Origin of the sequence: Streptomyces sp. CB02980, assembly GCF_014451325.2 — a bacterium.
GTDB lineage: Bacteria > Actinomycetota > Actinomycetes > Streptomycetales > Streptomycetaceae > Streptomyces.
Window position 1 is genome coordinate 540,032 of record NZ_JACSCH020000002.1, and the last position, 13,063, is coordinate 553,094.

General features: G+C 71.4%; 11 protein-coding genes. 5 read left to right on the plus strand and 6 right to left on the minus strand.

Annotation, left to right across the window (positions count from 1 at the left end):
• The first annotated feature begins 20 nt into the window (after nt 1-20).
• Genes E0F75_RS05890 through E0F75_RS05900 form a run of 3 tightly spaced genes read left to right on the plus strand, consistent with a single transcriptional unit; the run spans nt 21 to nt 2,817 of the window.
• Entirely contained in the window at nt 21-737 is a 717-nt protein-coding gene (locus E0F75_RS05890) for a (Fe-S)-binding protein (RefSeq protein ID WP_187621597.1), read from the plus strand.
• Between the two features lie 29 nt (nt 738-766).
• On the plus strand, nt 767-2,170 hold the full coding sequence (locus E0F75_RS05895; RefSeq protein ID WP_187621598.1) for a LutB/LldF family L-lactate oxidation iron-sulfur protein: 1,404 nt from the start codon (nt 767-769) through the stop codon (nt 2,168-2,170).
• Complete coding sequence (locus tag E0F75_RS05900) at nt 2,167-2,817, plus strand: lactate utilization protein C (protein WP_187621387.1); 651 nt, start codon at nt 2,167-2,169, stop codon at nt 2,815-2,817. The genes E0F75_RS05895 and E0F75_RS05900 overlap by 4 nt, the downstream gene beginning before the upstream one ends.
• Nucleotides 2,818-2,865: 48 nt before the next feature.
• Here the strand turns inward: E0F75_RS05900 and E0F75_RS05905 are convergent, their stop codons facing one another.
• Genes E0F75_RS05905 through E0F75_RS05920 form a run of 4 tightly spaced genes read right to left on the minus strand, consistent with a single transcriptional unit; the run spans nt 2,866 to nt 7,086 of the window.
• Nucleotides 2,866-3,891 (minus strand): LacI family DNA-binding transcriptional regulator, encoded by a 1,026-nt coding sequence (locus E0F75_RS05905; RefSeq protein WP_187621388.1) that lies wholly within the window; start codon nt 3,889-3,891, stop codon nt 2,866-2,868.
• Nucleotides 3,892-3,920: 29 nt separating this feature from the next.
• The gene (locus E0F75_RS05910) at nt 3,921-4,847 is read right to left on the minus strand and encodes a carbohydrate ABC transporter permease (RefSeq protein ID WP_187621389.1); all 927 of its coding nucleotides are present in this window, start codon (nt 4,845-4,847) and stop codon (nt 3,921-3,923) included.
• Complete coding sequence (locus tag E0F75_RS05915) at nt 4,844-5,776, minus strand: carbohydrate ABC transporter permease (protein ID WP_187621390.1); 933 nt, start codon at nt 5,774-5,776, stop codon at nt 4,844-4,846. The genes E0F75_RS05910 and E0F75_RS05915 overlap by 4 nt, the downstream gene beginning before the upstream one ends.
• Entirely contained in the window at nt 5,773-7,086 is a 1,314-nt protein-coding gene (locus E0F75_RS05920) for an ABC transporter substrate-binding protein (RefSeq protein ID WP_187621391.1), read from the minus strand. The genes E0F75_RS05915 and E0F75_RS05920 overlap by 4 nt, the downstream gene beginning before the upstream one ends.
• A 206-nt stretch (nt 7,087-7,292) precedes the next feature.
• Here E0F75_RS05920 and E0F75_RS05925 point away from each other — a divergent pair, with 206 nt between their 5' ends.
• Both E0F75_RS05925 and E0F75_RS05930 read left to right on the plus strand, forming a co-directional pair.
• Nucleotides 7,293-9,326, plus strand: coding sequence for a beta-galactosidase (locus tag E0F75_RS05925; protein ID WP_187621392.1), 2,034 nt, complete (start codon nt 7,293-7,295; stop codon nt 9,324-9,326).
• A gap of 166 nt (nt 9,327-9,492) precedes the next feature.
• Nucleotides 9,493-11,076, plus strand: coding sequence for an arabinogalactan endo-1,4-beta-galactosidase (locus E0F75_RS05930; protein ID WP_187621393.1), 1,584 nt, complete (start codon nt 9,493-9,495; stop codon nt 11,074-11,076).
• Nucleotides 11,077-11,164: 88 nt separating this feature from the next.
• Here E0F75_RS05930 and dgoD read toward each other — a convergent pair whose 3' ends face one another.
• Entirely contained in the window at nt 11,165-12,310 is a 1,146-nt protein-coding gene (gene dgoD / locus E0F75_RS05935) for a galactonate dehydratase (protein WP_187621394.1), read from the minus strand.
• Nucleotides 12,307-13,059, minus strand: coding sequence for an SDR family NAD(P)-dependent oxidoreductase (locus E0F75_RS05940; RefSeq protein ID WP_187621395.1), 753 nt, complete (start codon nt 13,057-13,059; stop codon nt 12,307-12,309). The genes dgoD and E0F75_RS05940 overlap by 4 nt, the downstream gene beginning before the upstream one ends.
• Between the last annotated feature and the right edge of the window lie 4 nt (nt 13,060-13,063).

Here is a 13,063-nt window from a genome sequence, read left to right on the forward strand (position 1 = left end):
AGGAGCCCGAGGACCCCGTGATGCGTGTCGCCCTCTTCGTCACCTGCGTCAACGACGCCGTCTTCCCCGCGACGGGCGTGGCCACCGTCCGCGTCCTCGAACGCCTCGGCGTGGAGGTCGACTTCCCGGCCGCGCAGACCTGCTGCGGACAGCCGCAGTTCAACACCGGGTACCGCGCCGAGACCGCACCGCTGGTACGGCGCACGGTCGGGGCCTTCGACGGGTACGCGTACGTGGTCACCCCGTCGGGCTCGTGCGCGGCGATGGTGCGCCACCACTACGCGTCGTTCGGCGCGGAGGCGGCGGGCCTGGCTCCCCGCGTGTACGAACTGACGGAGTTCCTGGTGGACGTGCTCGGGGTGACGGACGTCGGCGCGTACTTCCCCCACCGGGTGACGTACCACCCGTCCTGTCACGGTCTGCGTCTCCTCGGGCTCGGGGAGCGGCCGCGCCGGCTTCTGGAGGCGGTGAAGGGGCTGGAGCTGGTGGAGCTGCCGGGCGCGGAGGAGTGCTGCGGCTTCGGTGGCACGTTCGCGGTGAAGAACCCGGACGTGTCGGCGGCGATGGGCGCCGACAAGATCGCGAACGCGCTGTCCACGGGCGCCGAGGTCCTGTGCGGCGCGGACAACTCCTGTCTGCTGCACGTGGGCGGCATGCTGAGCCGGCAGGGGGCGCCGCTGCGCGCGGTGCACCTGGCGGACATCCTGGCGAGCACGGAAGAGGAGCCCTGGCGGTGAGCGAGACGTTCGGCGGGACCTTCGTGGGTATGCCGGCCTTCCCGGAGGCGGCGCGGGCCGCGGTCGGGGACGCGACGCTCCGCGCCAACCTGCGGCACGCGACCCACACCATCCGCGACAAGCGGGCGCGGGCCGTGGCGGAACTCGACGACTGGGCGGAGCTCAGGCAGGCCGGCAAGGAGATCAAGGACCGGACGCTCCGTCACCTCGACGAGCACCTGCTCCGGTTGGAGGACGCGGTGACGGCGGCGGGCGGCACCGTGCACTGGGCCGCCGACGCTGCCGAGGCCAACCGGATCGTCACCGGCCTCGTCAGGGCGACGGGCGAGACGGAGGTCGTCAAGGTCAAGTCGATGGCCACCCAGGAGATCGGGCTCAACGAGCACCTGGAGGCCGAGGGGATCGCCGCGTACGAGACGGATCTCGCGGAGCTGATCGTGCAGCTCGGCGACGACCGGCCCTCGCACATCCTGGTCCCCGCCATCCACCGCAACCGGGGCGAGATCCGTGACATCTTCCGGGAGAAGATGGGGAGTTGGGGGCGGCCCGCACCGGAGGGGCTGAGTGACACCCCGGCCGAGCTCGCGGAGGCGGCCCGGCTGCACCTGCGGGAGAAGTTCCTGCGGGCCAGGGTCGGGATCTCCGGGGCGAACTTCATGGTCGCCGAGACCGGCACCCTCGTCGTCGTCGAGTCCGAGGGCAACGGCCGGATGTGCCTGACGCTTCCCGAGACCCTGATCTCCGTCGTCGGCGTGGAGAAGGTGGTGCCGACCTGGCAGGACCTCGAGGTGTTCCTCCAGACGCTGCCGCGCTCGTCGACCGCCGAGCGCATGAACCCGTACACGAGCATGTGGACCGGCACGAGCGACGACGACGGGCCGTCCGACTTCCATCTGGTGCTCCTCGACAACGGACGCACGGACGCGCTCGCCGACGAGGTCGGGCGGCAGGCGCTGCGCTGCATCCGCTGCTCGGCCTGTCTCAACGTCTGCCCGGTGTACGAGCGGGCCGGCGGTCACGCGTACGGCTCCGTCTACCCCGGGCCGATCGGCGCGATCCTCACCCCTCAGCTCCGGGGCACGGTGAGCGAGGTCGACGCCTCCCTGCCGTACGCCTCCTCCCTCTGCGGGGCCTGCTACGAGGTGTGTCCGGTGGCCATCGACATCCCCGAGGTCCTGGTGCATCTGCGCGAGCGGGTCGCGGCCGAGGGCGGGAAGGGACACCGCCTCGAGCGGGCGGCGATCAAGGCCTCCTCGTGGGTGCTCGACCACCCGGCCGCCTTCGCGGCGGGCGAGCGGATCGCCTCCGCCACGCGCGCGTTGCATCCGAAACGGCTGCCGGGGCCGGGCGCCCGCCAGTGGTCCGAGCACCGGAACCTGCCCGAACTGCCCGCCGAACCGTTCCGCGACTGGTGGAAGAAGAACCGCCGATGACCACCGACTCACGCGCGCGCGTGCTCGCCCGCATCCGCGCCGCCGTCGCCGACGCCCCCGAGGCCCCGGACGTCACCCGCGACTACCGCACGAGCCACAGCGCCGAAGACCCCGACGTGCTTCTCGACCTGCTCCACGAGAACCTCGCCGACTACCGCGCCCACGTCCACCGCTCCGCGCCGGACGGCCTGCCGGAGCTCATCGCCCGGCTCCTCGCGGAGCGCGGCGCCCGGAGTGTCGTCGTACCGCCCGGACTGCCCGAGGAGTGGCTCGCCGCGACCGGCGCCGAGCGGCGGAGCGACACGCCCCGGCTCACCCCGTACGAACTCGACGGCATCGACGCGGTGGTGACGGGGTGCGCGCTCGCCGTCGCCGAGACCGGCACGATCGTCCTCGACGGCGGTCCGGGACAGGGCCGTCGCGCCCTCACCCTCGTGCCCGATCTGCACGTGTGCGTGGTCGGGGCCCCCGAGCAGGTGGTGGCCTCCGTGCCGCAGGCGCTCCCCCGGCTCGACCCGGCCCGCCCGCTGACCTGGATCTCGGGGCCGTCCGCGACGAGCGACATCGAACTCGACCGGGTCGAGGGCGTCCACGGCCCCCGGACGCTGGAAGTGATCCTGGTGACTCCGCGTCAGGCCGTCGGCTAGGGCCTGTCCGGCGGATCGCGGCCCCGGCCATGATCCGCCGGACGGGCCCTAGGCCGATTCCCTCTGGATCAGCTGCGTCGGCAGGATCACCGTCGCCGGGTCCTCGCCCGCGATCCGGGCGAGGAGCGTCCGTACCATCTCGGTGCTGATCCGGTCCCAGGGCTGGCGGATGGTGGTCAGCGAGGGGCGGGAGGACAGGGCCGCCGGGGAGTCGTCGAAGCCGCCGACGGCGATGTCCTCGGGGACCTTCCGGTCCGCGCGGGAGAGGGCGTCGAGGACGCCCTGTGCCATCAGGTCGGAGGCGACGAACACGGCGTCGATGTCCGGGGCGCGCTCCAGGAGGGCGCGGGCGGCGTCCTCGCCGCTGGCCCGGCTGTAGTCGCCGGTGGCGATCAGCGTCTCGTCGGCGGGCAGCCCGAACTCGGCGAGCGTCTCGCGGTATCCGGCGAGGCGCTCCACCCCGCCCGGGGTGTCGAGCGGGCCGGTGACGGTGGCGATCCGGCGCCGCCCGGAGGCGTACAGGTGGCGGACCATGTCACGGGCGCCTTCCCGGTCGTCGGCGGCGACGTAGCCGATCCTGGCGGTCTGGCCGAGGGGCTTGCCGCAGGCGACGACGGGGACACCGGCCTCGTGCAGCCGGGCCACCACGGGGTCGCCGGAGTGGCTGGAGACGAGGAGGACGCCGTCGACGTGACCTGCCTCGATGTAGCGGAGGTTGCGGCGGCGCTCGTCCTCGGTGCCCGCGATCATCAGGAGGAGCGGGATGTCCTGGGCCGCGAGCGCCTGGGTGCAGGCGCGGAGCAGCACGTTGAAGTTGGGGTCCTCGAAGAACCGCTCCTGGGGTTCGGTCAGGAGGAAGGCGACCGAGTCGGACTTGCCGGTGATCAGCGAGCGGGCGTGCCGGTTGACGACGTAGCCCGTTCTGCGGATCGCGGCGTCCACGGCGGCCTTGGCCGTCGGGCTGACGTAGTGGCCGCCGTTGAGGACACGGGAGACGGTGCCGCGCGACACCCCGGCCTCGCGGGCCACGTCGTGGATGGTCGCCGGGCGGCGCCTGCTCGCTGCTGTGCTCATGCTGTGTGTTTCCCCTCGATCCCCTGTGCTCAGGACTTTACGGCGCCGGACAGCAGGTCAAGGCTCCAGAAGCGTTGGATGACGAGGAACAGGGCGATGAGCGGGGCGATCGCGAGGAGCGCGCCGGTGATCACCAGGGTGTACAGGGAGGGTTGGGAGGCGCCCTGCTTGAGCAGGGTGAACAGGCCGACGGTCATGGGGAACTTCTCGTCGTCGCCGAGCATGATGAAGGGCAGCAGGAAGTTGTTCCAGATGGCGACGAACTGGAAGAGGAAGATCGTCACCAGGCCCGGGGCCATCATGGGGACGGCGATCCGCCGGAAGATCCGCCACTCGCCCGCGCCGTCCATGCGGCCTGCCTCGACGAGCTCCGTGGGGATGGCGGCCTCGGCGTAGATACGGCCGAGGTAGACGCCGTACGGGGAGAGGATCAGCGGCAGCAGCACCGAGGCGTAGCTGTCCGTCAGGTCGGCCTCGGCCATCAGCAGGTACTGGGGGATGGCGAGGATGACCGGGGGCATGAGGACGCCGGTGAGCATCACGTTGAAGAAGGCCTCGCGGCCGCGGAAGCGGTAGATCGCGAGGGCGTAGCCGGCGAGTGCGGAGACCACGGTGGACAGGACGGCGCCGAGGCCCGCGTAGAACACGGAGTTGAGCATCCAGCGCCAATAGATGCCGTCGCGGTACGCGCTGAGGTCGGTGACGTTGTCGGCGAGGCCGCCGCCGGGCAGGAAGGTGAAGGTGGAGAAGAGCTCGTTGTCGGGCTTGGTGGCGGCGACGACGACCCACGCGACGGGCAGCAGGCAGTAGAGCGCCCCGAGGACCAGGGCGGCCGTGGGGAGCAGCGCGGTGCGGCGGGGGCGGGGAGTGCCCTGGGAGGCGCCCGGGGTGGTGCCCGCGGCATGGCCTGCGGCAGTGGCGTCCTTGTGGAGCGGCGGGGAGGCGAGCCCGGTCATCGGCCGGCTCCTTGCGTGGTGCGGCGGTTGGAGATCCTGAGGAGGGCGAAGGAGAGGACGAAGGTGGCGAGGGCGAGGACGACGGCGGTGGCCGAGGCGGCGTGGATGTTCCCGCCGGTGAAGGCGTCGTTGTAGACCTTCATGAGGGGGCTCCAGGTGGAGGGGATGCCGTTGGTGAGCGGTTTGAGCGTCATGGGCTCGTTGAAGACCTGGAGGGTGGCGATGATCGAGAAGAAGAAGGTGAGCACCAGCGAGGGCACGACCATCGGGATCTTGATGCGCAGGGCGATCTGGAGCTCCGAGCAGCCGTCGAGCTTGGCCGCCTCGTACACCTCGGCGGGCAGCGAGCGCAGCGCGGTGTAGATGACGATCATGTTGAAGCCGGTGCCGCCCCAGATCGCGATGTTCGACATCGCCAGGTAGAGCGGTCCGCCGTCCATGAGGTCGGGCTGGGGCAGGCCGAGCTTGTCGAGGGCGAAGTGGAAGGGGCTGACGTCCGGGAGGTACAGGAAGCCCCAGAGGACGGCGGCGATGACACCGGGGACGGCGTACGGCAGGAAGATCGCGAGCCGGGCGAAGGAGCGGGCCCGGACGCGCTCGGAGTCGAGCAGGAGCGCGAAGAAGAGGGCGAGGCCGAGCATCACGGGGACGACGATGGCGCCGTAGCCGAGGACGCGCAGGGCGCTGGCGGCGAGTTCGGAGTCGGTGAGGGCCGAGGTGTAGTTCTCCAGGCCTGCCCAGACCTCGGACTTGGCGCCCTTGCCGAGGCCGAGACCCTTGATCTCGACCTTGTGGAGGCTGAGCCAGAGGGCGTAGCCGATGGGGAGGGCGAAGAAGAGGGCGAAGAGGAGGGCTGCGGGGAGGAGGAAGCCGTACGGGGCCGCCTTGACCCCGTACGACCGGCGCGCGCCCTTGGGGGGCTGCGTCACTTGGCGACCTCGAAGCCCTGCTTCTTCAGGTCCGTCACGGTGGCGGACTGGACGGCGGTCAGGGCGGTGTCGAAGCCGGACCTGGCCTTGGCCGCCTTGCCGAACTCGTCCTTGAAGGCGGTGTAGGCGACGTTCACGTTGGGGCCCCAGGCGGCCGGTGCGGTGGTCTTCGCTATCTCGGCGGCGCGGGTGTAGAAGTCGGGCTGGTTGGCGAAGTAGTCGGGGGCCTTGGCGAGGGCGCCGCTGGTCTGGGCGGCGGTGGCCGCCGGGTAGATGCCGCTCTCCTTGACGAGGGCGGCGAGGGCGACCGGGTCGGTGTTCAGCCAGGTGGCGAACTGCGCGGCGGCCTTCTTGTGCTTCGAGTCGGTGGTGACGGCGGTGGAGGAGCCGCCCCAGCTGCCGGTGGACGAGCCGCCCTCGGTCCACTGCGGGAGGGGGGCCATGGCCCACTTGCCCTTGGTGTCGGGAGCGGCGGTGGTCAGGGTGCCGGGTGCCCAGACGGCGGAGACCCAGGCGAGCTGCTCGCCGGTGTTCATGGCCTTGTTCCAGGAGGGGGTGTACATCGGCTGGTTGTCGATGGCGCCCTCGGCGACCAGGCCGCCCCAGAAGTCGGAGACCTTCCTGGTGGCGGCGTCGTCGATGCCGACCTTCCAGGTGTCGCCCTCGAAGGTCCACCACGTGGCGCCGGCCTGCTGGGCGAGTCCGGCGAAGAGGCCCGCGTCGTTGGCGGAGAAGGTGGTCAGCGACTGCTTCGGGGCCTTCTGCTTCAGATCGCGCGCGGTGGCGGCGAACTCCTCCCAGGTGGTGGGGACGGAGAGGCCGTACTTCTTGAACAGGTCCTGGCGGTAGAAGAACATCAGCGGCCCGGAGTCCTGCGGCAGGGCGTAGACGGCCTCGCCGCCGAAGGTGGTCTGCTGCCAGACGCCGGGGGCGAACTTGTCCTGGACGCCGGCGACGTCGGGGGCGATGTCGGCGAGGGCGTCGTTGGAGACGAGGGTCGGCAGGGCCTGGTATTCGGCCTGGACCAGGTCGGGGGCCTTGTGCGCCTTGGCGGCGGTGATGATCTTGGTGACGAGGTCGTCGCCGGAGGCCTGCTTCTGCACCGTGACCTTGATGTCGGGGTGTTCGGCGTTCCAGAGGGCCACGACCTTGTCCATACCGGGGGCCCAGGCCCAGTAGGTGAGCGAGACGGGGCCGGAGTCGGCCGATGCCCCGTCCCCGGAGTCGGAGGATCCACAGGCGGTGAGCGCGGTGGCGCCGAGCAGGACGGCGGTGGCGGCGGCGAGGCTGCGGCGCATCGTGTGGGGCATGGGGTACTTCTCCCTGACCGAAAGGGCCTCTCCCTAGGGCGGGGAGGCCGACCATGCATCTGTGAGCGTTCACAGTAGAGAAACGTTCCAGACACTTGTCAATGGTTGTTCGTGTGCGGTTATGTTGCGTTGCCACATCGAGATCGACTGTGTGCACGTTCACAACGAACCAAAGCTTTCATCGCTCGAGGCTTCAGGAGAGACCCATGCCGCAGACCACTCCCAAGGGCCTGCACCGGCTCGCGTTCGGCGGGGACTACAACCCCGAACAGTGGCCGGAAAGCGTCTGGCAGGAGGACGTCCGGCTCATGCGGGAGGCCGGCGTCACCATGGTGAGCGTCGGGATCTTCTCCTGGGCCCTCCTCGAACCGGAGCCGGGCCGGTACGACTTCGGCTGGCTCGACCGGCTCCTCGACCTGCTCCACGAGCACGGCGTCCGCGTCGACCTGGGCACACCGACCGTGGCACCGCCCGCCTGGTTCTACCGGGCGCACCCCGAGGCGCTGCCCGTCACCGCCGAGGGCGTGCGCTACTCGTACGGCTCACGCGGGGCGATCTGTCACAGTTCCGCCGCCTATCGGACGGCCGCCGCGGGCATCACCACCGAGCTGGCCCGCCGCTACGGCAGCCACCCGGCGCTGGCGCTCTGGCACGTCCACAACGAGTACGGCGTCCCCGTCAGCGCCTGCTACTGCGACAGCTGCGCCGCCCACTTCCGCCGCTGGCTCGACGTCACGTACGGCTCGGTGGAGGCCGTGAACGAGGCCTGGGGCACCGCGTTCTGGGGGCAGCGCTACTCCTCGTACGAGGAGATCGACCCGCCCCGGGTGACCCCCACCGTCGGCAACCCCGCCCAACAGCTCGACTACCGGCGCTTCGCCGACGCCACCATCCGGGAGAACTTCCGGACGGAACGGGACATCCTGCACGAGCTCGCGCCCGGTGTCCCCGTCACCACCAACTTCATGACCGCGCTCAGCCAGTGCGACTCCATCGACTACTGGGCCTGGGGCCGCGAGGTCGACCTCGTCACCAACGACCACTATCTGATCACCGACGGCCGCCGCACCCACGTCAACCTGGCCATGGCCGCCGACCTCACCCGCTCCGTCGCCGGCGGCGCCCCCTGGCTGCTCCTCGAACACTCCACGTCCGGCGTGAACTGGCAGCCCCGCAACCCTGCCAAACGCCCCGGCGAGATGGCCCGCAACTCCCTCGCCCATGTGGCCCGCGGCTCCGAGGGCGCCATGTTCTTCCAGTGGCGCCAGTCCCGGCGCGGCGCCGAGAAGTTCCACTCCGCGATGGTCCCGCACGGCGGCACCGACACCCGGATCTGGCGCGAGGTCGTCGCCCTCGGCGCCGACCTGGAGGCCCTGGAGGAGGTACGTGGCAGCCGGACCGTCCCGGACGTCGCCATGCTCTGGGACTGGCACTCCTGGTGGGCGCAGAACCTGGAGTGGCGGCCGAACGCCGCCCACGACGCCCGCGAGCGCGCCGACAGCTTCTACGAGACCCTCTACGACCGGCATCTCACCGTCGACTTCGCCCACCCCGAGGCCGACCTCTCCGCCCACCCGCTGGTCGTCGTCCCCGCGCTCTACCTCATGAGCGAGGCCGCCGGACAGAACCTCCGGGAGTACGTCGAGAACGGCGGCACGCTCGTGGTCTCGTACTTCTCCGGGATCGTCGACGAGCACGACGCCGTGCACCCCGGCGCCTACCCGGGCGCCCTGCGGGACGTCCTCGGCCTCACCGTGGACGAGTGGTCGCCGCTCCTGGACGACCGGCGCGTACGGATCACCGGACCCGACGGCGCCTCGCTCACCGGCGACGTGTGGACGGAGTTCGTCCGGCCGCGCGGCGCCGAGACCGTGTGGACGTACGCCGACGGGCCGGCCGCCGGCGGCCCCGCGGTGACCCGGCACCGGCTCGGACGGGGCACCGCCTGGTACGTCTCCACCCGGCTGGACGCGGCGTCGCTCGACGCGATCGTCGCCGCGGCGTGCGAGGACGCGGGGGTCGCGGCGCGCGGTGCGCTGCCGCGTGACGTGGAGGTCGTGCGCCGCGCAGGAGACGGCGGGCAGTACCTGTTCGCCCTCAACCACTCCGCCGAGGACGCCGAGGTGCCGCTCGACGGCTCCGGGACCGAGCTGCTCGGCGGCGCCTCGGGAGGCACGCCGGTCGACGGGAAGGTCATCGTCCCGGCCGGTGCCGTGCGGGTCGTACGTCTCGACGCCTGACCGCCCCCTTCCCCTCCCCGCCCCTCCCCCGCCCCGGCCCCGGCCGGGGCCCTGATCTCACCCGGGGGCGGCTGCGCCCGCTGCGCCGCCCCCGGGTGAACCGCACCACCCGTAAGGAACCGCCCGCACCACACTTCACATCGGCCACCGTCGAAGGGACTCGACGTTGCACCCCACCCCTGTCAGAAGCCGCATCCGCCTGCGCGCCGCGGCCGTCGCCGCCGCACTGGGCGCCCTACTCCTGGCTCCGCTGCCCGCCGCACAGCAGGCCGAGGCCGCCGCCACCCTCACGAACGCCGGGTTCGAGAGCGACGCCACCGGAACCGCGACCCCGGCCGGCTGGTCGACCTACTCGGCCGCCGGCCAGAACGCTGCCTCGTTCACCGAGGCCGGGGGCCACGGCGGCGGATACCGCCTGAGCCACTGGTCGGCGTCCACGTACAAGGTCGAGACGTACCAGTACCTCTCCGGACTCGCCAACGGCACGTACACGCTCAGCGCCTGGGTCCGTTCGGGCGGCGGCCAGAACTCCGCCTACCTCGCCCTGCGGAACTGCGGCTCGGCCGAGCAGCGCACCGACCTGCCGGTGACGTCCACCTGGATACGGATCGTCACTCCCGTCACCGTGACGGGCGGCGCCTGCACCATCAGCATCAACTCCGATGCCAAAGGCGGGAATTGGCTGAACGTGGACGACCTGACGTTCACCTCCGGCACGACCGGTCTCACGATCAGGGGCGTCGACGTGTCCTCCCTCAGGAAGAGCGAGGATCTCGGCGGGACCTACAAGTCGAGTTCCGGCACCACGGGTGACGCGGTCGCGCTCCTCAGGAACGCGGGCGCCGACTACGGCCGCCTCAAGGTGTGGGTGAACCCGGCCGACGGCTACAACAACAAGGCCCGGGTCCTCGCCACCGCCCAGCGGATCAAGGCCCAGGGCATGAAGCTGCTCGTGGACTTCCACTATTCCGACATCTGGGCCGACCCGGGCGCCCAGACGAAGCCCGCCGCCTGGCAGGGACACTCGTACGCGCAGCTGAAGACGGACGTCTACAACCACACGTACGACGTCCTCAACGCCCTGAAGGCGCAGGGCACCACGGCCGACATGGTGCAGATCGGCAACGAGATCAACACCGGCATGCTGTGGCCGGAGGGCTCGACGAGCAACTGGTCGCAGCTGGCGGGGCTGCTCGGCTCCGGCATCTCCGCGTCCAAGGCGGTCTCGTCCGGCACCCAGATCGCGCTGCACCTCGCGAACGGCGGCGACAACGCGCTGTACCGCGCATGGTTCGACAACGCCAAGGCTCAGGGCCTCGGTTACGACGTGATCGCGTTCTCCTTCTACGGCTACTGGCACGGCGCCCTGTCCTCGCTCCAGGCCAACCTCGACGACATCTCGGCCCGTTACGGCAAGAAGGTGATGGTCGCCGAGACCGCGTATCCGTTCCGCCTCGACAGCGAGGACGCCCACGAGAACATCATCGACCTGTCCTCGGAGCTGGTCTCCGGCTACCCGGCGAGCGCGGCCGGCCAGTCGGCCTGGCTGCGGGACGTCATGAACGTCGTCGAGGCGGTCCCGAACGGCCGCGGTCTCGGCGTCTTCTACTGGGAGCCGACCTGGACGGCCGTCACGGGCAACGGCTGGGACCCGGCCGACCCCTCGTCCGGCAACGGCTGGGAGAACCAGGCGCTGTTCGACTACGACAGCAAGCTGCTTCCGGCGGCGAACTGGCTGGCGCACCGCTGACCCGACCGTGCGCAAGGAGGGGCGGGCTCGTTCACGGGCCCGCCCCTCCCGCTCGTTCCGCTCGTTCCGCTCGTTCCGCTCGTTCCGGCTACCACTCGGCGAGGGAGCCGTCGTCGCGCCGCCAGGCCGGGTTGCGCCAGCGGTGGCCGACCTCGGCGGCGCGCTCGACGGCCTTCGCGTCGACCTCGATCCCGAGACCGGGCCCCGTGGGCAGGCCCACATGCCCGTCCTCGTACCGGAAGACGGAGGGGTCGACCAGATAGTCGAGCAGGTCGGAACCGGTGTTGTAGTGGATGCCGAGGCTCTGTTCCTGGATCAGGAGGTTCGGCGCGGCGAAGCCGACCTGCAGGCAGGAGGCGAGGGCGATCGGGCCCAGCGGGCAGTGCGGGGCGAGGGAGACGTCGTACGCCTCCGCCATCGCGGCGATCCTGCGCACCTCCGAGATGCCGCCGGCGTGCGAGAGGTCCGGCTGGGCGACCGCGATGCCCTGGCCGAGCACCTTCTTGAAGTCCCAGCGGGAGTAGAGGCGTTCGCCGGTCGCGATGGGGATGGAGGTGGAGCGGACGATGTCGCCGATGTGGTCGCTCATCTCGGGGACGACCGGTTCCTCCACGAAGAGGGGGAGGTACGGCTCCAGGAGCGGAAGGACGCGGCGGGCCATGGAGGCGGTGAGCCGGCCGTGGAAGTCGATGGCGATGTCGAACTCGTCGCCGACGGCCTCCCGGATCGAGGCGACCCGGTCGACGATGCCGTGGACGGCGGCCGGGGTGTCGATGAGGCGCAGCTGGGCGGAGGCGTTCATCTTGATCGCGGTGAAGCCCTCGTTCTTCCGGGCGACGGCCTCGGAGGCGACCTCGTCGGGCCGGTCGCCGCCGATCCAGCTGTACACACGGACGCGGTCGCGGACGTTGCCGCCGAGGAGCTGCCAGACGGGGACGCCGAGGGCCTTGCCGGTGATGTCCCAGAGGGCCTGGTCGATGCCCGCGACGGCGCTGGAGAGGACGGGACCGCCGCGGTAGAAGCCGCCCTTGGTGAGCACCTGCCAGTGGTCCTCGATCCTCATCGGGTCCTGGCCGACGAGGTGGTCGGCGAGCTCGTCGACGGCGGCGGCGACGGTGTGGGCGCGGCCCTCGACCACGGGCTCGCCCCAGCCGGTGATGCCCTCGTCGGTGTCGATGCGCAGGAAGCACCAGCGGGGGGCGACGAGGTAGGTGCGCAGGGAGGTGATCTTCACTTGGATTCCTTCTTCACGGTCCAGCCGCCGTCGACGACCAGGTTGGTTCCGGTGATGTAGGCGGCGTCGGCGGAGGCGAGGAACGCGACGGCCGCGGCGACCTCCTCGGGCCTGCCGAGCCGGGCGAGCGCGGTGGCGCCGGCGGAGAGCCTGCGGCCCTCCTCGTCGACGTCGTTCCAGACGTCGGTGAGGATCGGGCCGGGCAGTACGCAGTTGAAGCGGACGTCGGGGCCGTACTCGACGGCGAACTGCCGTACGAGGGCGCACATGCCGCCCTTGGCGGCGGCGTACGCGGGATAGCCGGGCAGACCGAAGTCGGCGTGCACGCTGGAGGTGGCGACGAGACTGCCGCGCTCGGCGCGCAGGTCGTCGAGGAAGGTGCGGGTGGCGAGGTAGAGGGCCCGCAGGTTGACCGCCATCTCCCGGTCCCAGGTGGCGACGGGGAGGTCGTGGGCGGCGGCCGGGGTGTGGGTGAAGGCATTGCTGTGGAGGATGCCCACGGGGCCGAAGCGGGCGTGGGCCTCGGCGCGGAGGGCGGTCCAGTCCGCCTCGGAGGAGACGTCGCAGCGTACGTAGGCCGCTCGGCCGCCGTCGGCGCGGATCGCGGCGGCGACGGCCTCGCCGGCCTCGTCGGCGATGTCGGAGACGAGCACGGCGGCGCCCTCGGCGGCGAGCCGAGCGGCGCTGGCCGCGCCGATGCCGGAGGCGGCGCCGGTGACGACGGCGGTCCGGCCGGAGAATCGGTTCATGGGT